The following is a 22,357-nucleotide window of genomic DNA, read 5'->3' as shown; positions in this document are numbered from 1 at the left end:
GTCTGCCGATAAATCTTTTTATGTATAGTTAAAGCTTTGCGTTTGGAATAACTTGACATCACCTTGGCTGCCCGTCCAGTAGGCGCCAAAAGGACAGCTTTCAGCCCAAACTTCCGAGCCGACTTGATTAAAGAGCTGATGATGGTCGTCTTGCCCGTACCCGCATAGCCTTTTAGAACAAAAGCATCGCGATATCGCTCTAACCCCTCTTCCTCGACAAGAAAACCATTCATTTTCTCAAAGAAACGAGCCTGACTTTCGGTAGGTTTGAAGGGAAACCGCTTGATGAGTAGTTCAGAAGGAAGCAGGTCGTCGGTAGTCGGCATAGCTATTTCGGAGAGCGGGGAAGTAAATGTGCGCCTAAATTAACGGTATATTTCCGGAAATCTGGACTTACTGAAATCTTGACCTTATATTACATTCTATTCAACTACCCAACTTTTACACTGAACAAAATATGCAAGTACACCAAATCCTGGCAGGAAAGGAGATCGACAAAATATGGTCTGTTGGACCGGAGCAGACCGTTTACGACGCCCTGGAAATTATGGAAGCCAAGAACATCGGCGCCGTGCTGGTAATGCAAAACGGAAAGATGGTTGGCATCTTCTCCGAACGCGACTATGCTCGCAAGGGTATTTTGCGCGGTCGCGCCTCTCGGGATACCCTCATCAGAGACGTGATGACCAGTAAGGTCATCACCGTAGAAACCGAGCAAAAACTGCAGGAGTGCATGGAAATTATGTCCGATAAGCACATCCGTCACCTACCTGTAACCCAGGATGGTGAGTTGGTAGGCATTATTTCCATTAATGACATCGTGACAATGATTATTCGCGAACAACGCGCTCACATTCGGTCATTAGAAAGCTATATTACAGGAAATCCATATTGAGGGTACTTCGTCCTTTGAAGCAGACTTGTCTATCTTTGCGCCCTAACCATCAAAAAGAAATTGGATAAGGCGAGAGAAGAGGTACTTAGGCTCTACGGTAATCGTTTGCGGACGCGTGTGTGCGGGATTTGTACCATCGAAGACAAGTTGCTGATGGTAAGACACCGCGGCATTGGGGTCACCGACACGTTTTGGTGTCCACCTGGTGGAGGTATTCAATTCGCGGAAACGGCCCATCAAGCACTCGCCAGGGAGTTTATGGAGGAAACCGGATTGACAATCAAATCTGGCGAGTTAATGTTTGTCAACGAATTTATGCAGCCTCCGCTTCACGCTATGGAATTATTTTTCCGGGTTGAAATTACCGGAGGGGAGATAAGACTCGGTTACGATCCGGAAATGGCGGAGAGTAGTCAAATTATCACAGAGGTAGCCTTAATGAGTTTTGAGCGAATAAAAGCTCATCCGCCCGATGAAGTGCATAGACTGTTCCAGTACTGCAATAATATTGACGATGTTTTTGCTCTGCGTGGCTATTTGTACAATTGATTGAACCGTGAATTTGAGCTATGAGTACTGATTTGCCGATTCTTGAAACCGTAGGAAAATCCCTGTTGCCGACCGTAAAAGTGGCTGACCCGGATTTTGACATCAAGAGCATTGCGCAATGTACGCTCTGCATCGAGATCGACGAATCGAGATTCCGGTTCTGTTTCGTACAAGCCAACTCCATGCGGTGCTTGTGGTTGGAAGACTACGCCTTCGACACTTTTCTGAACGAGGAGGAATATCTCGATAAACTCAAAATCATTGCGGATGAACATCCTTTTTTGACTTCGGATCAATGGAAAGATGTGCGGGTTTCAGTTAACACCCACGATTTTACGCTGATTCCTACTGCTTTATTTAGGCGGGAGTATGCTGGGGAGTACCTTCAATTGGCCACAGGAAGTGAGGCGTTGGACAAAAATCGAGTTATGTCGCATTTACTGCCCTACGTCAACGCGCACACCATATTCACTATTCCCACCCAGTGGTCTGACTGGCTACTGGGACTTTTTCCCTTACAGCATATTGAATTTTACCATCTAAGCAGCCCGATGATTATTGGGACCATTGTAAGCCACAGTGAGTATAGAGAGCAAAAACTAGTGACCATTCATATGGAGGAAAATTACTTCACATTGATCTATTCTGATGATAAGAAACTCAAATTCTGCAACCGCTTTCAATACCAAAGCCCGCTGGAATTGACCTACTTAGTCTTATTCAGTATGAATCAGTTGGAAGTACTTCCTGACGAGATTAAGGCAAAATTATACGGTGAAATCACGCCCTTCTCAGATGTTTACATCGAACTGGCAAAGTTCCTTCCCTCTCTGCAGTTTGGCAACAATCCAACTACTCTGGCGTACACTAATGGCTTCGAAGACATACCCGAACACCGCTACTTCGGCTTGTTGAATACCTACCTGGTACAATCCTAGCTTTTATTGCATCTTAGTTTTCGGGCAAGTGAATCTCAAAAGATCAATTCCAAAAACATTGAATCTTGAATTAAGCACAAACTACTCAGAACGTTGAATTAATTACTAAATGAGAATTGCCCTCTTTCCAGGTTCATTTGATCCCTTTACTAAAGGTCACGAAGACATCGTGTTGCGGGCGCTGGCGCTTTTCGATCAGGTGATTATTGGGATCGGTAACAACGTGAACAAGCAGCGTTACTTTTCACTGGATACGATGAAGTTTCACATTGAGGAGTGTTTTGCCGAGCAAGAAAATGTGAAAGTAATCGCTTACGACGACCTCACGGCCCGCACAGCCCGCGAGTTAGGGGCGCGTTTCTTGTTGCGCGGCTTACGCAATACTACTGACTTTGAGTACGAAAATGGTATTTCACAAGTTAACCGTTTCGTGTATGAGGAGATTGAAACCGTTTTCCTCATTACTTCCCCACACCTGGCCCCCATCAGTTCAAGCATCATCCGTGATTTGCATCGCTACGGGCAAAATGTGGATGATTTTCTGCCTTACGATTTGTTAGAGAAGTCCGAGACCTAAGAGGCATTGTCAGTCGATTTCTTTTCCCTGGCCGCGACTCCCTTTTCGGGACTGTATTTGACGAAAATATTGATCCAAATAATCCGGGCAGTCCGGAAAAGAACGGGCAGAAAAAGGATTATTGCCAGAATCAGCCCCCCCAAGACGTACTCTATCTTGAAATCAAAAATAAGCACGAAGCCTACAAAGGCAGTAACGGTCATGGCGACCGTCAGGGCGTAGCTGACGTACATGGCTCCGATGTAAAAGCCTGGTTCACGCAGGAAGGATTCGCCGCAATAAGCACAATATGAGTTTGTCTTATCAAAATTCTTCAAATCGTAAGGGTTATTGGTCTTGAAGAAATCTCCAACGTTGCATTTCGGACAGGTGTTGGTAGCGATACTATATAATTTAGAAGGCATTTTCTGAATAAATAGTGGATTGTGAACCGCAGTGGTAGATTAGCACAAATGAACCACCATCAATCGCTCTGGCAAAGGTAGTTCTGCGTGATTAATAATATAGAACTCACTTAACGTACTTTTCCAAAACAGAATTAAGTTTCTTGGCATCCATGTAGCCAGACTGCCGCCATTTGATTTGTCCGCCCTGAAACAAAATAAGCGTCGGCACGCCCTGAATGCGGTACTGATTAGCCGCTTTTCGATTTTTGTCAATATCAACTTTCAGGATGCGTGCTTTGCCATCGAGTTTCTTGGCTACTTCTTCCAGCACGGGCTTCATCATCTTACAGGGGCCGCACCACTCGGCAAAAAAGTCAACAAGTACCGGCTGCTCTGATTTGATTATTTCTTTGAAATTGCCCATAGTTTCGTTCAAGTCTTACTGTTTGCGATTTTACCTAGCTGAGAGTGTAACAAAATGGTACCAGAGAAAATCTAAAATCTAAGGGAGCCAGATGTAGCAGATGCGTAGAACCTGGAATTTTATCAACTCCCCTGCATACGATGCAGACGTTCCACTACATAGCGGATAGAACTGAACGAATTAATCAGTGCTTTTTGAACATCCGCGTATGCCAACCATTCGAGTCGCTCAATATCTTCCTCGGCTTGCGGTTTCATGGCAGTATCATTTTGACATTCCAGCACATACCATTTCGTTCGTTTCATAATGCGGTTATTCTGTAAGGTATACGTATGCCAAGTGGTGCAGATTTTGCTCTTTATTTTGGCTTTCACTCCCGTCTCTTCCTCAATTTCCCTCACGGCCGCCTTCCTGGAACGCTCGCCCGGGTCGAGCTTCCCCTTCGGCAAATCCCATTTTTTTCGCCGAAACATCAGCAGCCACTGGTTGTTTTTTAAAACGATTCCTCCGGCTGCTTTCAGTACTTTATACTGACTCTTGATTTTTTCTTCGGCCTCTTTTTTATTTTTGCAAATCATCGTCACTGACAATAAATCTTCGGGGTGCTTTTCAAGGCGATCGACGATTTGAGCGGCCAGTGAGGCTGTCGCATTGATTAACAAAACGTGGCCAGTGAGGTTAGTAGCTTTGAACTTGGTCAACCGTAGATCAACGATATGGTCGTAATGTTCATTTTCAGATTCGGGAGCTTCGTCTGGTCTTAAAATTTGAACCGGGCGATCGTTCAGGAATAGGATCATAGGGGCTGGATCGGTGTATTTGCCAAAATTAAGTAAAGCGTTTATCTTAGTCGGCAGGTATTATTGATAAATTTGTGCCTAAATCAATTCGACCCTAATTGGAACTCCTGATTATCCTGCTGCTGGTGCTGCTCAATGGCGTCTTCTCAATGTCTGAAATCGCCTTAGTGTCTTCCCGCAAGTCGCGTTTGGAAGCATTCGCCCGAAACGGCGATAAAAAAGCTAAGGCCGCCCTTGCCCTCGCCAATTCGCCAAACCGCTTTCTCTCCACCGTACAAATCGGCATAACACTCATAGGAATCCTGACCGGGGTTTATAGTGGCGATAAAATTACTACCGACCTAGAAGTCTTTCTTGGTCAAATTGATTTTATCACACCTTACCAGCACAGCGTTGCCGTTGGGCTGGTCGTGTTATTGATCACCTTCCTCTCGCTAGTGCTTGGCGAATTGGTTCCCAAGCGCATTGGCCTCTCGAATCCAGAGGGCATTGCCAAAATGGTGGCCAAGCCGATGAATATTCTTTCTAAAATCACCTCGCCATTCATCGCGCTACTTAGTTTTGCCAGCGATTTGCTGATTAATATATTGAACATTAAACAGAACGAAAGCGCCGTTACTGAGGAGGAGATCAAGAGCTTGATTCAAGAGGGAACATCAGGCGGAGTATTTGAAGAAATCGAGCAAGAAATAGTTCATAATGTATTTCAGCTTGGTGATCGCCGTGTTACGTCGCTAATGACCAACCGCCAGGAAATCGTCTGGCTTGATCTGGAAGACAGCGTTGATGAGAACAAAGCGAAAGTATTCGAGAGTAAGCATGCCGTGTATCCGCTCTGCAAGGGTACGGTAGATAATGTTCTGGGTCTCGTTTATATTAAAGACCTGATTGGTGAGGATGTGGACGAGCGGCTAGGTATTTTACAAAAGCTGAAAAGAGAGCCACTGTATTTGCCCGAAAGTAATCGCGCCTATCAGGCTTTGGAAAAATTTAAGGAGCATCGCGTATTTTTCGGTTTAATCGTGGACGAGTACGGCGGACTTATGGGGGTAGTTACCATGCACGACATCATGGACGCACTTGTGGGAGATATTTCAGAAATCGACGAGTACGAAACTGAGATTACCGAGCGCGAGGATGGTACCTTCCTCATCGACGCTCAGCTCCCCTTCGACGATTTCATTCAGTACTTCGAGCTGAACATCAACGATACCGATCGCAAAGATTTAGTAGGCTTCAACACATTGGGCGGCTTTGCCCTGCACGTTTTGGAAGATATCCCGGAAACCGGGGAGAAATTTCGTTGGAAGCAGTTTGATTTCGAAATTATCGACATGGATAAGAGTAGGATAGACAAAATATTGGTAGGACTGAATGAACTATTTGAACCCGAAGATTAAATGAATCCCATTGATATTAAGATCGCTCGCCGTGTGGCAGCCCTACTCCTGGAAGCAAAAGCAATCAAATTGAGTCCACAGAATCCCTTCCAGTGGAGTTCAGGCTGGCTATCACCAATCTACTGCGACAACCGAGTGGCCCTTTCGTATCCCGCCGCGCGGAACTACATCAAGGAGCAGCTCGCCAACTTGGTCAAGAGTCGCTTCCCCGAAGCAAGGGCCGTAGCGGGAGTGGCTACTGCGGGAATCCCGCAGGGCGCTCTAATTGCAGATTTGTTAGAAATGCCTTTCGCCTACGTGCGTCCTGAACCCAAGAAACACGGCATGGGAAATCAAATCGAAGGACGACTCGAGAAGGGTCAGAAGGTAGTTTTAGTAGAAGATCTGGTCTCTACGGGTGGTAGTTCGCTGAAAGTTGCTGACGCGCTGCGGCAAGCCCAAGTGGAAGTTGTAGGAATGGTTGCCATCTTTACCTATGGTTTTGAAACGGCAGCCCTGAATTTTGCCGATAAAAGTGTCGACTTGGCGGTGCTGAGTGACTACAACCACCTGATCGAGGTAGCGCTGGCCGAAGGCCATATCCGTCAGGATGAGGTCGAAACGCTGGCCAATTGGCGAAAGTCTCCTGAAATTTGGGGGCGGTAGGAGGCGACTCCTCTTACAAACTTCCTTGACCACACTTTTGTCGAAGCGTCTTTTTGTGGCTAACTTGGCTGCTTATCTTCGCTTTCAAGCTGCCCTCCGTGATAGACGTTTCCCATCCTTATTTCGACGCCAACCTCAGTTGGTTGTCATACAACTATCGGTTGCTTTTGGAAGCCGAGGACGATTCGGTGCCCCCAGTGGAACGACTGAGGCATCTGGCTAACTACTCCTACCAAATTGACGAGTTCTTCAGGGTCAGAATTCCTTTGCTAGTCGCATTACGCGAAGTGAGCAAGGATATCCTGGATAAGCTCAACCTTTATCCCGATACGCTGATCGAGCATATTCTGGAAACGGTCGAAAATCAACTTGCGAAGTTTGACGAACTCCTAGCCAGCGGTGTAGTTCCCGCCCTACGAGATAGAGATGTACATCTTTATTTTAAAGAACCCTTCAAAGAACCGCATCTGGACTTCGTGCAAAGTTTTTTCGTGGACAAAGTGTTTCGCCACGTACAGCCCGTCTTTCTAGAGGGACGGCGAAGTGCCAAAATCACCTTCTTTGAAGCCGATTTGCTGTACTTAGTGCTGAGATTGCATCGGCGCGGGGAGCCGAATGATCCACTATTTGCTTACGTCAATATTCCGGTGGCAGAACTTGGACGCTTCATCAAGCTGCCAAAGTTGGACGGCAAAAAGTTTGTCGCCTTTCTGGACGACATTGTTTTTTCTAATTTAAAAATGTTGTTTCCCGGCTTCGAAATTCAAGATTGCTTTGCCTTACGGGTTGAACGTGAGGCCGAACTGGCAATCGATGATGAGTTTCCGACGGCTTTGGCGCAAAGGATTACTCGGCAACTCGATAAGAAGAATTTTACCCAGCCCCATCACTATTTTTGTGAGACGGGCATGCCCGATGATATGAAAGCGTACCTCTCCGATCGGCTGGGCATTCAGGTTGCGGAGTTTTACGAGCGGGGGCGCTATCTCTACTACCAGGATTTTAAATCTTTTCCCAACGGCAGTAACAAACTGGAATACTCGCTACAAAAGGCTGTTCCCCACGCTGAACTCAGGCCCGGAGAGTCGATTTTCGACGCCCTCAACCGCAGCGATCAACTGCTACACTTGCCCTACCATTCCATTGATCCAGTAGTGCGTTTCTTCAACGAGGCGGCCGTTGATCCCTATGTTCGCGAGATATATGTTTCGCTTTATAAAATACACTCCCATTCTTTCTTAGTTAATTCGCTTATCAGCGCTGCTCGGAATGGCAAGCGTGTCGTGGCTTTCGCAGAGTTGAACCCAAAATTCGATATTCAGGAAAATATTCTTTGGGCAAAAAAAATGAAAGATGCGGGTGTGAAGATCGTATTTAGCTTGCCCGGTCTGAAAGTTCACGCAAAAATCGCCTTGATCAAGCGCAAAATTAAGAAAGGCTGGGATCGCTATGCCTACCTCGGCACGGGTGGTTTTTACCGCATGACCTCCCGAGAATTTGTGGATCACGCCCTGCTGACCAGTCACCGCGAAATCACCAACGAACTCGAACTACTCTTCGGCTATCTCGTAACTCGCGATGAACCCAAAAAATTCAAGTACCTACCGTTCAGCTCCTTGATGGTTTCGCAATTTAACATGAATAAAAAGATCATAGATCTTATCGACCGTGAAGTTAAGAACAGCCGCTCAGGTCTAAATGCCGCCGTCACGGTCAAAATCAATCAATTGCAGGATCAGTCGATGATTGCCAAATTATACCAAGCTGGACAAGCGGGCGTGACGATTAATATCATAGTGAGCGACTGCTGCTGTCTGATACCTGAACTACCCACTATCAGCGATAATATTACCGTCACAAGGTTAGTCGATCGCTACGTCGAAAATTCCCGAATATTTTATTTTTACAACCGGGGAAAGGAAGAAATTTTTCTTTCCTCCGGCGACTGGACCTTCCGCAATCTTCACCACCGCATCGACGTCGGATTTCCAATTTTAGATGACTACCTAAGATCCCAGCTCCTGCAAGTTCTTCGAAACTACCTGGCTGACAATCAGAAATTAGTTAAACTCGATACCTATCAAAACAACCATCCCGTCGCTTCGGAGAGCCATAAAGTGCGCGTCCAGGAAGCTAACTATCGCTTGACCGAGCGGATAGAACATCGAACCCCGGGGTTATTCAATTAGTGAATACTGAAATTATAGAACGTCGAAATGGCTAAGACTCCAATAAGGGAAAGTCAGCCCTATTGGAAGTATTTGCTTCGTTCAATGTAGAGCTATAATATAACTACATCGTCAGCATAGCGGCGCCAAACACCCCCGCTGAGTCCCCTAGTTTTGGGCGCAGGATCGGGGTGTTAAAGGTGGGATTGAAAGCGTATTTCTCTGCTCGTTTCGGGCCCTCAGTATAAAGCAGGTCTATATTGCCGACTCCGCCGCCAATAACGATGGCGTCGGGGTCCAGCACATTGGTTAAAGTAGTAAGTCCCTGGCCAAATTTTTCAAGTAGGCGCTCAATTGTCGTGGTGGCGTGGGAATCGGTTCCTGCCAAATGCCTTTCCAAAATAATGGGTAGTTTGAGCGCTTCTCCGCTCAGATTTTTGTAAAAACGTTGCAAGGCTGGTCCAGAGAGTACTTGCTCTGCACAGCCACTTTTCCCACAATAACAGGGGTATCCATTCTCTTCCAGCACGTTGTGCCCCCATTCGCCTCCGACGCCTTCATGGCCGTTTAGTACGAATGCCTGACCATCGTTACCCCGGATGATGATGCCTCCGCCCACTCCCGTCCCCATAATAATGCCGAAAACCAAGCGGTAATCAGGCACTACATCCTGCACGATTCCCATTTGGGCTTCGGCCAAAGCGAAACAGTTGGCGTCATTGGCGATCAAGACCGGGAAGTCGAGGGCGTTTTGTAAGTCGTCCAACAAAGTCTGACCATTCAGACAGGTCGTGTTGCAGTTCTTCATCGTTCGCGTGGAAGGATCGACAGTACCAGGAGTACCGATCCCCAACTTGTCGGGAACTAAACCCGTTTCGCTTTCCATCATTCTGACAAGCTTAACAATTCTGTCTACTATATGGCTGTAGCCGTGCTGGGCTTCGGTGTTGATGCGGTGGCGATAAATAACCGAATCGGGCGAAGGCTGATCCAAAATCACGCCTTCGATTTTAGTGCCTCCCAAGTCGATTCCCCAAAAATTTCTTTTTTGGTTCATTATTTGAAGTATTTCTGAAAAAATTCCAAACCACATATGGCAGGAACAATTATGGTAGTTTCTTAATTTGAATTTTTACTGTAAAAAAAAACAACACTATGACTATTGGAAAAGGAAGTAAGGCCCCAAATTTTACTTTGTACAACTCGGAAAAGAAAGAAGTTTCACTCGGGGATCTAAAAGGTAAGAACGTTGTCATTCACTTTTTCCCCATGGCTTTCACAGGTACCTGTACCGAGCAACTCTGCACTTTGCTAGATGACTTATCAAGTTACAAAGATATGGGTGCCGAAGTACTAGGTGCTTCCATGGATTCTCCTTTTACTCTGGCGAAATTCAAGGAGGAGCAAAAATAAAACTTTGATCTCCTCTCGGATTTTAATAAATAAGTGTCACCCGAGTACAGCGCTTACTACAAGGGATTTGCCTTAGGATTGAAGGGCGTGTCCAAGCGAGCAGCCTTCGTTGTGGATAAAGCAGGAACTATTCATTACGCTGAGGTTCTGGAAAACGAAGGGGATCTGCCGGATTTCGATAAAGTTAAGCAAGTGTTGACTAACTTGTAGACCAGAACTCAGGAATCGCCACATTTAGCCATTGAAGAAAGTCAGGGGCATTTACTACTTGGTAAATACTTCTGACTTTTTTTCTAACGGCGTTTGGAAAGACTGAAATATCTCCTACATTTGAAGGCAATTACTCTAATCCATTTATAATATCTAATCATCAGGGATACATGGGAATTGTAGAACGCCGGGAGCGCCTCAAAAAGCAGGTTCGCAACGACATCCTTCAAACAGCTCGGGACATCGCCCGCGAAGACGGTTGGCAGGGAGTCTCCATCCGCAAAATCGCCGACATTATAGAATATAGTCCCCCAATCATTTACGAATATTTTGATAGTAAAGATAAGTTACTTGAAACCATTCGCGTCGTTGGATTTGATGAGTTGAGGGCCGATTTCGACCGGATTAAGGAAATTTACCGCGATCCTGAAAAACAATTGGTGGAAGTGGCGCAGTCGATATGGAATTTTTCTGTCGAGCAGCCTGAAGTTTTTCAGGTAATGTTCAATCAGGAGGGGGCATTCGTGCACTCTAAGAAAGTCTATCAACAGGAAATGGACATTACGGATAACCCTGTCTGGGAAATGATCGCCCGTTTGCGTCCTAAGGCCGGGGAGAAGGTTAGCATGACTTACTACGAATGGTGGTGTTTGACTTACGGCTTCATCTCTATCACAATGACCACGCAACCCAAACACGCCATTGCCAAAATGGAAACCATCTATATGGAAGGTGTGCGAAGATTCATACGCAGCATTATGTAAGGACTGGAAAGAATCCGAATCTCAGGCGGGTTGGGTTCTGATTTCCACCTCACTTTGGTTGAAAACCTGAGAGTAAGATGGCACGCTTTGGGTGATCCAGGCGTTGCCACCTACCACTGTACCTTCGCCAATGACGGTTCGCCCTCCAAGGATGGTGGCGTTGGCATATATTACTACCCGATCTTCTATCGTGGGGTGCCGCTTCTGGCTTGCCAACGACTTCGCCACGTGTGTTGCTCCTAATGTCACGCCCTGATAAATCATCACGTGGTTTCCGATTTCGGTCGTCTCGCCAATAACCACTCCTGTGCCGTGGTCGATGAAAAAGGAATGACCGATCACTGCTTTTGGGTGGATATCGATGCCCGTGAGACCGTGGGCATATTCTGTAAGCATACGGGGTAGTAACGGAACGTCGCATTCTTCCAACAGATGGGCAATGCGATACGTGGCGATGGCCATGAAACCCGGATAAACAGCGATTACTTCTTCTATGCCCACCGAAGCAGGGTCATTTTCGGTTATTTCACGCGCATCCAGCAGCAATAGTTCAAAAACTCCCGGTAGTTTTTTGAAGAATTCGTTCGTCGCTGTGGCGGAATCGGTATTCAGTTTTTCGCCTAGAGGTCGTAAAAGACATTCCAATTGTTGCTTAATTTCCCCAAACACAGCGTTGGTGTCCCGTTCGTTGTCAAACTCACGACAATCCTGACTGATGGGAAATAGAAAATCCAGCAATCGGTGGAGAAATTTACCGGCCTCTTGCTTCGAGGGAAGTCGAAATCGGTATTGGGCGTTCTGTTCGGCGATACGACTGAAAAAGGCTTGCTGCTGGGGTAGATTCATTAGGATAAGTTTATCGGGATTTTGGCAATAGTAGAGTGTTTGTTGCCAAACAATGAATATTGAAAAAACATTTTATGGTGAATGTAATTTTATACAAAATCAATGGAATAATTCTTGTAGTATTGTGATGAAACCCTTTATCTAGATTCCGCGTATATAAAATAGGGTTTTACCAACATCGATCCCGTGCCTTCTCAAATTCTACATGAAATTCAAATACATACTTTACGCGTTTCTGTTTTCCACTTTACTTTCGGGTTGCTTTGCGCGGTACCGTACCACGCCTCGTGATGTTCGGAAGCACTACGTAAATATCCAAAAGCCCAAGTTGGAATGCATTAAAAACGATACTCTTTGCATTCAAGTAGCTAGTACAGGAGCCGATACACTACCGCTTCTGGTGCTGATTCACGGAGCTCCCGGGGCGTGGTGGGGCTATATGAATATGCTTGACGATACCGTGTTGCAAAAACAATTCCATATTGTGTCGGTCGACCGGCTTGGATACGGTAATTCCTGGTTGAAAAGGCGTAAGGCTGTCGGATCAATTGAAACGCAGGCCAGGTGCCTACTCAGTGTTCTTGATTTGAATAAATCCAAGGAACCTGCCATTATTTTAGGCCGCTCCTATGGTGCCCCGATTGCCGCTACTATGGCTTCGATGGCTCCCGAAAAGGTGAAACAACTCATTATGGTTTCGCCCGTTATCGACCCTGACAACGAGAAGTTTTATTGGTTTTCTAAATACGGGCGCAACCGCCTCATCCAACTATTCTTGCCAAGAGAATTCAACATTGCCACTGCTGAAAAGAACGTTCACTCTGACGAACTGCGTAAAATGCTGCCAGTTTGGAAAAAGTTAACTATGCCTGTGGTTGTCATTCAGGGTGGAAACGATTGGATTGGCGATCCGGTAAACATAGAATTTGCTAAACAGCAGATTCCAAGTCTCAGATCTCAGTTCATTACTATCCCGAAGGCTGGTCATATGCTTACTTTTTCGCATCTGAGTATGATCAAGCAACTGATCATTAATACAAATCGTCATAGCAATGTCATGACGGTAAATCTAGCGGTAGGACGCTAGTTCACCTTAAGGACTTCGTTTGTAAAAAGGCAGCAACTCCGAGCGAATTGCTGCCTTTCCTTTTATTATAGAACTCACATAAGCTTACTTTATTTGCGCTTCCACAACGGCAATCGCTACCATGTTGACGATCTCTCGTACTGAGCTACCCAACTGCAACACGTGAACAGGTTTTTTGAGACCTAGCAGGATTGGCCCAATCGTTTCCAGTTGTGCGGCTTCTTTTAGTAGGTTGTAGGCTATGTTACTAGCCGAAAGATTTGGGAAGATCAGCGTATTGGCCCCACCCTCGATCAGTTCGCTGAACGGATGATTCTGCTTTAGAAGCTCGGTGTCAAAGGCCAAGTGAGCCTGCACTTCACCGTCCACTACCATGTCAGGATGTTTTGCTTTTAGAATCGCCACTGCCTCGCCCATCTTTTCGGCGTCTTTGCCCTGCGCACTGCCAAAGTTGGAGTAGGTCACCATCGCAATGCGAGGCTTAATATTGAAACGATCAATAGCTTTGGCGGTCAGTTCAGTGATTTCTACTAACTCATCAACCGTTGGGTCCAGATTGACCGTTGTGTCCGAGAAAAACAGTGGCCCACGGGGCGTGAGCAGGATGTACATGCCCGCAACACGATCGACACCTTCTTCCTTACCAATTACCTGTAGAGCGGGTCTTATGGTATCGGGATAGTTACGAGTCAGACCCGAAATGAAGGCGTCAGCTTCGCCATTTTCTACCATCATCGCCCCGAAGTAGTTACGATAGAACATGGTTCGCCTCGATTCGGAGGGCGTCATGCCTTTCCGCTGTCGCTTTTTATAGTACAGCTGTGCGTATCGGTCAATGGATGCTTCACTTTCGGGTGAGCGCGGGTCGATAATTTTAACCTTGCCTAAATCGAGATCGTGTTCGTCGATCAGGGCATGAATCGCGGCAAGATTACCCAGCAGTATCGGTGCTGCGATGCCTTCATCGCGTACTTGCTGCGCGGCTTTAAGTACTTGTACATTCTCAGCATCAGCAAAGACTACCCGCTTCGGACTGGTTTTAGCCTTGTTAAGAATTACGCGCGATAGCCGTTCGTAGCGCCCCAGCCGCGTAGCCAGTTGCTGCTCGTAAACCTCCCAATCGGTGATGGGTTGCCGGGCCGCGCCAGTCTCCATGGCCGCTTTGGCCACCGCCGGTGCCACGGTCGTAAGCAGGCGTGGATCGACTGGCTTGGGAATAATATAGTTTCGCCCAAAAGAGAGCGTTTCCTGGTTGTAAGCCATATTCACGATGTCCGGAACAGACTTTTTAGCCAAATCAGCCAAAGCATGTACGGCGGCCAGTTTCATTGCCTCGTTGATTTCCGTAGAGCGCACATCCAGAGCACCTCGGAAAATGTATGGAAAGCCCAGTACATTGTTGACCTGATTTGGATAGTCAGAACGGCCCGTGGCCATGATGATGTCATCGCGGGCTTCGGTGGCCTCGGGGTAAGATATTTCCGGATCGGGATTGGCCATTGCAAATACGATAGGATCTTTTGCCATCGACCTGACCATATCCTGCGAAACTATATTGGCCACTGAGAGACCCAAAAAAACATCCGCGCCTACCATGGCCTCGGGCATCGTCTCATATATTTTTTCCGTTGCGAAGATTTCCTTCATCTCATCCAGATCATCACGTTGGGTATTGATATGACCGTTTCGATCGAACATGGCAATATTAGCGGGCGTGGCACCCAACGAAAGGTACAATTTGGTGCAGGAAATGGCGGAAGCCCCTGCTCCTGACACAACGATCTTCACCTCCTCAATTTTTTTGCCCACAATTTCCAATGCATTTAAAAGAGCCGCGCCGCTAATGATGGCGGTACCGTGCTGGTCATCGTGCATGACCGGAATTTTCAAGTCACGCTTAAGCCGCGTCTCAATTTCGAAGCATTCGGGCGATTTAATATCTTCCAGATTAATGCCGCCAAAAGTGGGTTCCAGAATTTGAACAGTCCTGACGAATTCATCCACATCTTTGGTGTTCAGTTCTATGTCAAATACATCGATATCTGCATATATTTTGAAAAGTAGCCCCTTGCCCTCCATTACTGGTTTTGAAGCCTCTGGGCCGATGTCACCCAAACCCAAGACGGCAGTGCCGTTGCTAATGACCGCCACTAGATTGCCTTTGGCAGTATATTTATAGACATCTTCGGGGTTGGCAGCGATTTCCAGACAAGGGTCGGCGACACCGGGTGAGTAAGCAAGGGAGAGGTCCCGTTGTGTATTGTACTCTTTGGTAGGGATGACTTGAATTTTGCCTGGACGCCCTTTCGCGTGGTAGTCCAAGGCATCTTCTTTTCTAATTTTTTGGTTCATAGGAATATAGGGTGAAATTTCACCACTAAGGTACGAACAAACCAGAAAGTAAGCAGTAGAAGCAAGGATTTAGAAAGAGAGGGTATTTCACTCCTGACAAAATAAATCAGAGGTCTTTAAGGAATCTTTTGGTCAAAGATTGGGGGCGATCGGAGTAAGAGGGGCTTATACGTAAGCCCTTGCGCTTCTTGACAAAATTCGCTCGTTTTTTTAGCAAATAAGCAGCAGCCATGTACAGGAAAAACATGGCGATATAAATGCATATCGATAAAGTGTTGGAAATGTTGCCATGAAAGGCGAAGAAGAGAGCTGTATTGACGATAGTCACCGACCAAAGGATAAGTGAAACACCCAAATGTGAAAGACCGTTGTCGAGCAGAATGTGATGTACGTGGTTGCGGTCGGCAGTGAAGGGTGAATTGCCATTCAGCAACCGAACCAAAAATACCCGTAGGGTATCGAAGATCGGAACAATCAGCACTATCATTACAATGATTGGGGCGTTGAAAAAGGCGTTGGGATCGTTGCGATAACTAACATTGAGTCGCAGGAACTCGATGGTGAAGAATGACAGTAAGAAGCCAACGATAAGAGAACCCGTGTCACCCATAAATATTTTGCTGGTTTTGGAAAAATTAAAACGCAGAAAACCAAGTAGTGAACCGGAAAGGGCGAAGGCTAGGCTGGCCAAACTAAAATGACCATTGAGCATGAACCAAATGCCGAACCACAATCCGGCGATCAAACTAATGCCGCCCGCAAGTCCATCGATACCGTCAATAAGGTTAATAGCATTGATGAGCGAAATGAAAATGAAGATAGTCAGTGGAATGCTGACCAAATCAGGGATGTAGAACCAGCCAAAAATACCGTATAGGTAGTCCACTTTAAATCCTCCAACCCATACAAGTGTAAGACAAGCCAGGATTTGAACCAGAAGTTTTTTAGTAGAATCCAAAGCTAGGATGTCATCTTTCAAGCCCAGAAAGAAAAGCATGGTCAAACCAACCATCGAAAGATTCGCCAGGTTGGAGTCGGCAATCTCTTCCGAATGAGGCCATAAAAAGTATGCGATAATCGTGGAAGCGAAGATGGCAACCCCACCCAACGTGGGAGTGTTAGTGTCGTGGGAACTTCTGAAACCTGGTTTCGCCATCAGGTTCAGCAAATTAGACATGTTTATTACAATAGGTATAGAGACAATGGACAGGAAGCAAGAGACCAGGAAGGATAACAGGCATTGATAAACTTCTCGGCTGGCTAACTCATTGAAATATTCTCCTACCAGAATGTCGGTGAATATAGTGTGTATCATGGCGTAGTCTGAGTTAGTCTCTCTAAGACAATTGAATACATCTTAAAGGTATCAGAATTTCAGGTGTGGTAAATATGGCAATTATTTATGCTTTTTTCCAAAATCAACCATGCTAATGGATCATAAACTTATCAAATGGTTGTAAAAATTGGAAAACAAGGCCAAAATTAGCGAATAAATTGTAAGATTTTGCGAAAAGGCTTCATAAAGGTAGTCATCGGGTAGGGCTTGATTCCGTTCACCTGCCAGGCTCGCCGATCGTTTCTGTTGGCCGCTAAGCGGTTTTTGAAGGATACGTTACTCACGCCACCTGCCCTCATTAGCACAAGAACTTTTTGGACATAAGCCAGTTTAGCTCCATGCATGTGGATCATACGAAGCATCAATTCATAATCGGCAGCGGAGCCCATGTCTAGCCGGAAGCCTCCGTGGGTAAGGTACCAGTTGCGGTGGACAAAAAACGTCGGGTGTGGTGGCATCCAACCCCACAAGAACATCCCTTTCCGATAGGAACCCGCTCGCCAATGGCGTGTGACTCGCTTAGCTTGCGTTCCGTCGAAGTACTGCAAATCTCCGTAAACGGCATCAGCATCTGAACCTTTAAAAGTGGTCGATACTTCTGATAGAATCCTGGCATCTGCATACAAATCGTCTGCGTTCAAGAAACCGATAACATCTCCAGAGGCCAGGCCAATTCCCTTGTTCATGGCGTCGTAAAGCCCCTTGTCCGGTTCAGAAATAAATTTGGTGATCGCATCACCAAAAGACGCCACTATTTCCTTTGTAGCGTCCTGGGAGTTGCCATCCACTACTATGTACTCCACGTTTTCGTAATCTTGCGAAAGTACTGATACTATAGTTTCGCGAATTGTCTTTTCGCCATTAAACACCACGGTGATTATGCTAATTTTCATCGGACATGTTCCGGTTTCTGATGAATTGAGCAGGATTGCCACCGTATATTCCGTAAGCATCAAGATTCTTCGTGGCCACCGAACCTACCGACAGCACCGCGTGCGAAGCACAGACTACCCCAGGGCAAACAACCGCCTGTGCCCCAATCCAAACCCCCGCTTCAAGCACAATTGGTGCCAAACGTAGTTCAAAGCCGAGGCTTTTATAGTCGTGGTTGCCAGTAAGCAGCATAGCCCCTTGCGACAAACAGCTGTTAGCGCCGATCGTAACAACTGTCAGGTTGTCGATCCAAACCTTCTCCCCAATCCAGGCATTTTTCTCTATCGTAAGAAACCAAGGATATTTGATATTTACTTTCGGTTTAATCATCACATCTACGGCAATTTTCGCGCCAAAGAATCTCAAAATGGCGACTTTCATAGCTACTGGGTATGGAAAATAAGTATTGATAAACACTCTCCCCGCCAAGTGCCAGCCAAAGCGCCTTAGCCAGCCACCGGGCTGGTACCAGCTATTGTTATATTTTGATAGATCGGTTTGGGGCTGCGAGGTCTTTTCCATATTCTACCAAAAAATGATTGATGATGTCGGATTTGTCGCGGCCCGCCATGCGATATACTTCGTAAACTTTGGCATCGACCAGGAAGCGATACCAAAATCCCTGCAACACGTGCCAGATCAAACCTTTGGTACCGTCCAGGAAGCCGAGTTTGAAAAAGTATCGATACACAAAATACAAAAAAGGGCGGGTGAAAAGGGGAAGTCCGGCGTACTTTATTTTCAAGTAACGCGTGCGTTGTTCCTGGGTGCCAAAAAAAGCAGGGTTTACGGTTGCCTTTTCTTCAAAATTATATTTGATGTTTAACAGGTCGATGACCTCCCGAATAGCGTAGTTGTTGTGCTTCTGCGTCCACCAGGTAAGGTTGTTGAGATTGTGGTCGACAATGTCATGATCCAGATTCTGGGTGCCGCCGCCCTCGACCTTGATGTGTTCATCCATCCAAAGTTCCTCACAGCGACCCTGCCCGCTTCGCCATAAGCGTAGCAACCAAATAGGGTAGTACCCGCCATTTTTGATCCATTTATCCATGAAAAAGACCCGGCGCTTCACGTACAGTCCTGCCGTCCCGGAGTCGATAGTCGGCAGTTTAGCGTTGATTTCGGCAATCAATTCAGGTGTAAGATACTCGTCGGCGTCCATCCGCATGAGCCAAGCCGTCGGGAAGGGATTGTTTTCTATGCCAAAATTGAACTGGAAGGCGTAAGATACCCAAGTATTTTGCCGTACAACAGCCCCTAAGCTCTCTGCGATAGCTACGGTATCATCCGTCGAGAAAGAATCGACGATGAAAATCTGGCCGGTCACGGGCCGCAGGCTTTCGATGCATCGGCGAATGTGCCGCGACTCGTTGTGCGTGAGAATAATTACCGATAGATCGGCCATGGGACTATGCCTGATGATAGGGCAAAGGTAAGAAAAGCTGGGCCTAAGAACGCAGGACGCTGGAGTAAGCGGCGAGCATCTTTTTAGCCACTTGGGTGATATCGAAATTTTGGGCGACCATTTCCCGCCCTCTTTTGGCGTAAGCCGCGCGTGTTGAATCGTTTTCCAACATGATTGACAAGCCTTCGGTCACGCCATCAACGGTAAGTGGAGTGAGGTAAGCGGCCTCGTACTTCCGGATGTACTCTCCGAAACCAACCCGGTCCGAAACCAATGCAGGCACACCAGACGCGAGAGCTTCTAACACGGCGATCGAAAAGCCCTCGGAGTAGGAGGGTAGCACAAACAAATCTGCGTCTGCGAGCACTGATAGTTTGGTGGTGTCGGTGAGCATTCCCACGTACTTGATGCTTTCGGCGAGTCCATTCTCTGCAATAAACTTTGTGGTTTCGGCCAGATAGCCGTCCTCTGGCCCAGCCAGGATAAGTATGGCTTCGTCATTTTCTCGTAGGTAGTCGGCAAAGGCGGGTAATAACAGGTCCAGGCCCTTTTTAATATTCATTCGACCCATGAAAAGTACCAGTCTTTTTTCTTCGGGGATGCCAAATTGCTGCCGGAAACTACCCCGCGGGGGCAAGTTTTGGTATTCGTCCATCCTAATGCCGTTGGGAATGGTAACCAGATTTTTGGGACGGAAACCTAAGTAATCGATCACATTTTTCTCTTCATCGGCGTTGTTTATCTGGATCAAATCAGCTTTTGCCAAAATAGATTTCTGGTAAAGCAAAGTAACCAGGTCTTTCTTCCACTTGTGATGGTTGACCGCCCATTCGTCCAGCAGCCCATGAATCGTAATGACTTTGGGAACCCTGTTTCTAACTAAAAATGGAGCAAGGCTCCCGAAATGCCAGATGCCATGAATGTGGACAATGTCGTATTCCTGAATGTGCTTTCTCAAATATCCTAACAACCCCACCGAAAACTCCCGGTAGAATCGACTGACGGGAGTAGTTCTGATACAGGGAATGACCCTTGCCCCGGTCGGTACGTCGTATATCTCATCACCCGGTGTCATGGGACTCAGGATATCTACCTCGTGACCCATTTTCAAAGCTTCGGTCGTGTGGTCGAAAATAATCCTCGCCGGACCACCGATCTCCCATGTATACGCACAAATATTCAATATTCGCATTCTATGGTATTTAAATGACCAGTCGCTGGAAAGCCGCAGCCATTTCCCTCCCGACAGCAGTTGGAGAAAAAGGGGCGATCAATTCCCGAGATTTAGCCCCGTGCCTCGCTACGTCATCGGGATGGTTGATGTAGTGTAGTAGAGCAGCAGTCAGTTCTTTTTCTTCCTCAGGATCGAAAGTAAAGCCATTTTGTCCGTGCTGTACTAAGTCGCCCACACAACCACACTGGCTGGAAACCACAACGGGCAACCCACATACCATCGCCTCATTGACTACCAACCCCCAGGGTTCAGAAAGGCTGGGGAGAATCAGGACATCGGCTTGAGCCAGGTAAGTGGGTACTTCGTGCCACGGCATGCCACCGGCGAATGTCACGCCGGAGAGTCCATGTTCGGCTGCTGTTTTTATCAATTGTCCTTTCATCGGGCCATCGCCTACAAAAATTAGACCCCAGTTGGCGTGCTGTGCGGTTTCTATACAATTCCGGTAAGCTGACAAGAGTAAAGGAAGATTCTTTTCTGAGGCCAACCGCCCGACATAGATAAAATTACGATGCTTTCTTTCTTGGGCGCCTCTCGCTGCCTCGGCAAAAGTCCGGGCGATGCGTTCGTTATCCACTACCGCTGCCCTTTTCACGGGAATCAATGACTCTGACACGCTCAGCGACTTTAAATACTCGACCGAAGTTTTACCAAAGCAAAAGAAGGCGTCTGCCCGCCTTAGAAAGCGGGTCTTCAAAGATTCCTTGAAGTTTTTACGGGGTCGGTCAAGTTGGGAAGATTCCGATGAAATCACCAACTTCACACCTAGCTTTTTGGCGTAAAGCGCCAGTACTACCTGCGCTGGATCAAACCAGCCGTTGATATTCAGAACATCGGGCTTGAAGTCGCGAAAGGTCTTGAACAATGCCCGCAATCGTTCAGAGAAGGAAACGGAATCCAGACTACGTTGGAACAAGATTCTTTGCGGGTAATCGTAAATGACCGTTTCATCGTCAGTCATCACGGCGCGACTTTGCTCGTGGAGTGCTATGTGAGCGACCAGTAACTCGCTATCAGGGTAGTTTTTTTTAAACTCCCTGTCGATTTCTTGAAATAACACAGACTTATAATGCGCCCACGCCTGATTATGGATAATTAGGACGCGCATTATTTCTTAGCTTTTAAATACTGTAGAAAAATCGGGTAAAGATTGTCGGCCAAAAATCGCTGTCCTTCGGAAGTATAGTGTACTACGTCATTGTCACGATAGTATTTTGGGCTAATACCCAGATCCAATTCGCGTATCAGTCGCACACTGTCTGCTTTGGCGTACTGGAGAATGGCTTCGCCCTCTTCGTCATAATGGCCATACTCCACTTCGGATACTTCGGGATGCAAAAGAATGAAAAAAGGAATATTTGCCTCTTGGGCTATTTCCTTCAGCTGGGCGAAACCGGGGTTAAGGCCCACACCCGGCTTTTGGATGGTAGAAGGAGCGTTTGAAGAGGGTTGGGGAAGAAGTGCCGTGGTCGTCGTTTCAGAGGGCTTACGGTGAATGAGATCTTTAACGTAACGAGGATAGAGGTACCGATCCCAAAGTTCCTCCAAGGCAAAATCGTACTGCTTATCGGGGTAGTTCACATCGTTTCCCACTACATCCTGAAAATCCATGTGGTCGTGGTAGTCGTGACTGCTGGCTACCAGACAGAGCAAGTCGGCGTTAAAAAGCCCGTGTTTTTTCAGATAGCCCGCCACGTTGTCAGGCCCCCACGAGCCAGCCGCCACATTAAGTACCCGAATCCGCCTTCCCAACGTTTTGCTCAGCCGGTTTTCCAGCATGGTAGAGGCCAGGCTATCGTTGTCCGTCAGGCTGCCTCCCAGCACTACGGAGTCGCCCGTGAGCAAAATAACAGTTGTGTCGGTGGGTAGGAGAGGCTCGTTGCGCAGGGAATGAGTGTTCGTTCTGATATGGTTGCCAAACCGCACGACATCCTGATTTGGCGCGTAGATGTATTCGTAGTCGGGGTCGGAAACGTAGAGAGGCGTGCTGAGGAA

Annotated in this window: 25 protein-coding genes; 11 read left to right on the top strand and 14 right to left on the bottom strand. The window is 46.9% G+C overall.

The features are described 5' to 3' along the window. Positions 1–326, bottom strand: a 326-nt coding sequence (locus tag ACEW8P_RS24910) for an AAA family ATPase (RefSeq protein ID WP_373515771.1), incomplete at its 3' end; no start/stop codon positions are given. A 131-nt stretch (positions 327–457) separates the two neighbouring features. Here ACEW8P_RS24910 and ACEW8P_RS24905 point away from each other — a divergent pair. The 4 genes from ACEW8P_RS24905 (at position 458) to coaD (ending at position 2,959) form a co-directional block, all read left to right on the top strand. Continuing rightward, positions 458–895 (top strand): CBS domain-containing protein, encoded by a 438-nt coding sequence (locus ACEW8P_RS24905; RefSeq protein WP_373515770.1) that lies wholly within the window; start codon positions 458–460, stop codon positions 893–895. Between the two features lie 60 nt (positions 896–955). Next, the gene (locus ACEW8P_RS24900; RefSeq protein ID WP_373515769.1) at positions 956–1,444 is read left to right on the top strand and encodes an NUDIX domain-containing protein; all 489 of its coding nucleotides are present in this window, start codon (positions 956–958) and stop codon (positions 1,442–1,444) included. A 20-nt stretch (positions 1,445–1,464) separates the two neighbouring features. Then, positions 1,465–2,382 carry a DUF3822 family protein gene (locus ACEW8P_RS24895; protein ID WP_373515768.1) on the top strand — a complete coding sequence of 306 codons (918 nt, stop codon included), beginning with the start codon at positions 1,465–1,467 and terminating at the stop codon, positions 2,380–2,382. 109 nt (positions 2,383–2,491) lie between these two features. Further along, the gene (gene coaD, locus ACEW8P_RS24890; protein WP_373515767.1) at positions 2,492–2,959 is read left to right on the top strand and encodes a pantetheine-phosphate adenylyltransferase; all 468 of its coding nucleotides are present in this window, start codon (positions 2,492–2,494) and stop codon (positions 2,957–2,959) included. Here coaD and ACEW8P_RS24885 read toward each other — a convergent pair. The 3 genes from ACEW8P_RS24885 to ACEW8P_RS24875 all read right to left on the bottom strand — a co-directional run bounded on the left by ACEW8P_RS24885 (position 2,956) and on the right by ACEW8P_RS24875 (position 4,569). Continuing rightward, positions 2,956–3,363, bottom strand: coding sequence for a DUF983 domain-containing protein (locus tag ACEW8P_RS24885; RefSeq protein ID WP_373515766.1), 408 nt, complete (start codon positions 3,361–3,363; stop codon positions 2,956–2,958). The genes coaD and ACEW8P_RS24885 overlap by 4 nt on opposite strands. A 106-nt stretch (positions 3,364–3,469) precedes the next feature. Further along, positions 3,470–3,781, bottom strand: a complete 312-nt coding sequence (gene trxA / locus ACEW8P_RS24880) for a thioredoxin (protein WP_373515765.1) — start codon at positions 3,779–3,781, stop codon at positions 3,470–3,472. Positions 3,782–3,891: 110 nt separating this feature from the next. Beyond that, positions 3,892–4,569: an NUDIX hydrolase gene (locus ACEW8P_RS24875; protein WP_373515764.1), complete on the bottom strand. Its 678-nt coding sequence runs from the start codon at positions 4,567–4,569 to the stop codon at positions 3,892–3,894. 98 nt (positions 4,570–4,667) lie between these two features. Here ACEW8P_RS24875 and ACEW8P_RS24870 point away from each other — a divergent pair, with 98 nt between their 5' ends. The 3 genes from ACEW8P_RS24870 to ppk1 all read left to right on the top strand — a co-directional run bounded on the left by ACEW8P_RS24870 (position 4,668) and on the right by ppk1 (position 8,803). Further along, positions 4,668–5,969 (top strand): hemolysin family protein, encoded by a 1,302-nt coding sequence (locus ACEW8P_RS24870; protein WP_373515763.1) that lies wholly within the window; start codon positions 4,668–4,670, stop codon positions 5,967–5,969. Beyond that, positions 5,970–6,614 (top strand): orotate phosphoribosyltransferase, encoded by a 645-nt coding sequence (pyrE, locus tag ACEW8P_RS24865; RefSeq protein ID WP_373515762.1) that lies wholly within the window; start codon positions 5,970–5,972, stop codon positions 6,612–6,614. 98 nt (positions 6,615–6,712) lie between these two features. Then, positions 6,713–8,803: a polyphosphate kinase 1 gene (gene ppk1 / locus ACEW8P_RS24860; RefSeq protein WP_373515761.1), complete on the top strand. Its 2,091-nt coding sequence runs from the start codon at positions 6,713–6,715 to the stop codon at positions 8,801–8,803. A 103-nt stretch (positions 8,804–8,906) separates the two neighbouring features. Here ppk1 and ACEW8P_RS24855 read toward each other — a convergent pair whose 3' ends face one another. After that, a complete protein-coding gene (locus tag ACEW8P_RS24855; RefSeq protein ID WP_373515760.1) occupies positions 8,907–9,839 on the bottom strand; it encodes an ROK family protein in 933 nt (310 codons plus the stop codon). A gap of 98 nt (positions 9,840–9,937) precedes the next feature. Here ACEW8P_RS24855 and ACEW8P_RS24850 point away from each other — a divergent pair, with 98 nt between their 5' ends. From ACEW8P_RS24850 to ACEW8P_RS24840, 3 genes are all read left to right on the top strand, one after another. Next, positions 9,938–10,195: a redoxin domain-containing protein gene (locus ACEW8P_RS24850; RefSeq protein WP_373515759.1), complete on the top strand. Its 258-nt coding sequence runs from the start codon at positions 9,938–9,940 to the stop codon at positions 10,193–10,195. 33 nt (positions 10,196–10,228) lie between these two features. Continuing rightward, entirely contained in the window at positions 10,229–10,405 is a 177-nt protein-coding gene (locus ACEW8P_RS24845; protein WP_373515758.1) for a hypothetical protein, read from the top strand. 170 nt (positions 10,406–10,575) lie between these two features. Next, complete coding sequence (locus ACEW8P_RS24840; protein WP_373515757.1) at positions 10,576–11,169, top strand: TetR/AcrR family transcriptional regulator; 594 nt, start codon at positions 10,576–10,578, stop codon at positions 11,167–11,169. Positions 11,170–11,190: 21 nt separating this feature from the next. Here the strand turns inward: ACEW8P_RS24840 and epsC are convergent, their stop codons facing one another. After that, a complete protein-coding gene (gene epsC, locus ACEW8P_RS24835; RefSeq protein WP_373515756.1) occupies positions 11,191–12,015 on the bottom strand; it encodes a serine O-acetyltransferase EpsC in 825 nt (274 codons plus the stop codon). Between the two features lie 205 nt (positions 12,016–12,220). Here epsC and ACEW8P_RS24830 point away from each other — a divergent pair, with 205 nt between their 5' ends. Further along, a complete protein-coding gene (locus ACEW8P_RS24830; protein ID WP_373515755.1) occupies positions 12,221–13,102 on the top strand; it encodes an alpha/beta fold hydrolase in 882 nt (293 codons plus the stop codon). Between the two features lie 84 nt (positions 13,103–13,186). On the opposite strand, the gene ACEW8P_RS24825 is transcribed toward ACEW8P_RS24830, so the two are convergent. From ACEW8P_RS24825 to ACEW8P_RS24790, 8 genes are all read right to left on the bottom strand, one after another. Further along, positions 13,187–15,454, bottom strand: a complete 2,268-nt coding sequence (locus ACEW8P_RS24825) for an NADP-dependent malic enzyme (RefSeq protein WP_373515754.1) — start codon at positions 15,452–15,454, stop codon at positions 13,187–13,189. Between the two features lie 106 nt (positions 15,455–15,560). Next, the gene (locus tag ACEW8P_RS24820; protein WP_373515753.1) at positions 15,561–16,631 is read right to left on the bottom strand and encodes an MraY family glycosyltransferase; all 1,071 of its coding nucleotides are present in this window, start codon (positions 16,629–16,631) and stop codon (positions 15,561–15,563) included. A gap of 305 nt (positions 16,632–16,936) precedes the next feature. Further along, positions 16,937–17,683, bottom strand: a complete 747-nt coding sequence (locus tag ACEW8P_RS24815) for a glycosyltransferase family 2 protein (RefSeq protein WP_373515752.1) — start codon at positions 17,681–17,683, stop codon at positions 16,937–16,939. Next, positions 17,673–18,245, bottom strand: a complete 573-nt coding sequence (locus ACEW8P_RS24810) for a WcaF family extracellular polysaccharide biosynthesis acetyltransferase (RefSeq protein WP_373515751.1) — start codon at positions 18,243–18,245, stop codon at positions 17,673–17,675. Before ACEW8P_RS24810 ends, ACEW8P_RS24815 begins: the two co-directional genes overlap by 11 nt. Then, positions 18,202–19,128 carry a glycosyltransferase family 2 protein gene (locus ACEW8P_RS24805; protein ID WP_373515750.1) on the bottom strand — a complete coding sequence of 309 codons (927 nt, stop codon included), beginning with the start codon at positions 19,126–19,128 and terminating at the stop codon, positions 18,202–18,204. Before ACEW8P_RS24805 ends, ACEW8P_RS24810 begins: the two co-directional genes overlap by 44 nt. Before the next feature lie 43 nt (positions 19,129–19,171). Further along, positions 19,172–20,320 carry a glycosyltransferase gene (locus ACEW8P_RS24800; RefSeq protein ID WP_373515749.1) on the bottom strand — a complete coding sequence of 383 codons (1,149 nt, stop codon included), beginning with the start codon at positions 20,318–20,320 and terminating at the stop codon, positions 19,172–19,174. A gap of 10 nt (positions 20,321–20,330) precedes the next feature. Then, a complete protein-coding gene (locus tag ACEW8P_RS24795; protein WP_373515748.1) occupies positions 20,331–21,470 on the bottom strand; it encodes a glycosyltransferase family 4 protein in 1,140 nt (379 codons plus the stop codon). Continuing rightward, on the bottom strand, positions 21,470–22,357 hold an 888-nt coding region (locus ACEW8P_RS24790), incomplete at its 5' end, for a hypothetical protein (RefSeq protein WP_373515747.1). The genes ACEW8P_RS24790 and ACEW8P_RS24795, both read right to left, overlap by 1 nt.

This window comes from Persicitalea sp. (assembly GCF_041751555.1).
GTDB lineage: Bacteria > Bacteroidota > Bacteroidia > Cytophagales > Spirosomataceae > Persicitalea.
The sequence above is the reverse complement of the archived record's forward strand: the minus strand, read 5'-3'. Positions and strand labels throughout refer to the sequence as shown.

Bases quoted from the DNA above. Each gene is read 5' to 3' on its own strand.
- ACEW8P_RS24795 (WP_373515748.1), bottom strand. From the start codon at position 21,470: ATGCGCGTCCTAATTATCCATAATCAGGCGTGGGCGCATTATAAGTCT.
- ACEW8P_RS24810 (WP_373515751.1), bottom strand. From the start codon at position 18,245: ATGGAAAAGACCTCGCAGCCCCAAACCGATCTATCAAAATATAACAAT.
- ACEW8P_RS24885 (WP_373515766.1), bottom strand. From the start codon at position 3,363: ATGCCTTCTAAATTATATAGTATCGCTACCAACACCTGTCCGAAATGC.
- ACEW8P_RS24875 (WP_373515764.1), bottom strand. From the start codon at position 4,569: ATGATCCTATTCCTGAACGATCGCCCGGTTCAAATTTTAAGACCAGAC.
- ACEW8P_RS24855 (WP_373515760.1), bottom strand. From the start codon at position 9,839: ATGAACCAAAAAAGAAATTTTTGGGGAATCGACTTGGGAGGCACTAAA.
- ACEW8P_RS24805 (WP_373515750.1), bottom strand. From the start codon at position 19,128: ATGGCCGATCTATCGGTAATTATTCTCACGCACAACGAGTCGCGGCAC.
- ACEW8P_RS24905 (WP_373515770.1), top strand. From the start codon at position 458: ATGCAAGTACACCAAATCCTGGCAGGAAAGGAGATCGACAAAATATGG.
- ACEW8P_RS24815 (WP_373515752.1), bottom strand. From the start codon at position 17,683: ATGAAAATTAGCATAATCACCGTGGTGTTTAATGGCGAAAAGACAATT.
- ACEW8P_RS24895 (WP_373515768.1), top strand. From the start codon at position 1,465: ATGAGTACTGATTTGCCGATTCTTGAAACCGTAGGAAAATCCCTGTTG.
- pyrE (WP_373515762.1), top strand. From the start codon at position 5,970: ATGAATCCCATTGATATTAAGATCGCTCGCCGTGTGGCAGCCCTACTC.
- ACEW8P_RS24820 (WP_373515753.1), bottom strand. From the start codon at position 16,631: ATGTCTAATTTGCTGAACCTGATGGCGAAACCAGGTTTCAGAAGTTCC.
- epsC (WP_373515756.1), bottom strand. From the start codon at position 12,015: ATGAATCTACCCCAGCAGCAAGCCTTTTTCAGTCGTATCGCCGAACAG.
- ACEW8P_RS24850 (WP_373515759.1), top strand. From the start codon at position 9,938: ATGACTATTGGAAAAGGAAGTAAGGCCCCAAATTTTACTTTGTACAAC.
- coaD (WP_373515767.1), top strand. From the start codon at position 2,492: ATGAGAATTGCCCTCTTTCCAGGTTCATTTGATCCCTTTACTAAAGGT.
- ACEW8P_RS24800 (WP_373515749.1), bottom strand. From the start codon at position 20,320: ATGCGAATATTGAATATTTGTGCGTATACATGGGAGATCGGTGGTCCG.
- ACEW8P_RS24825 (WP_373515754.1), bottom strand. From the start codon at position 15,454: ATGAACCAAAAAATTAGAAAAGAAGATGCCTTGGACTACCACGCGAAA.
- ACEW8P_RS24830 (WP_373515755.1), top strand. From the start codon at position 12,221: ATGAAATTCAAATACATACTTTACGCGTTTCTGTTTTCCACTTTACTT.
- ACEW8P_RS24840 (WP_373515757.1), top strand. From the start codon at position 10,576: ATGGGAATTGTAGAACGCCGGGAGCGCCTCAAAAAGCAGGTTCGCAAC.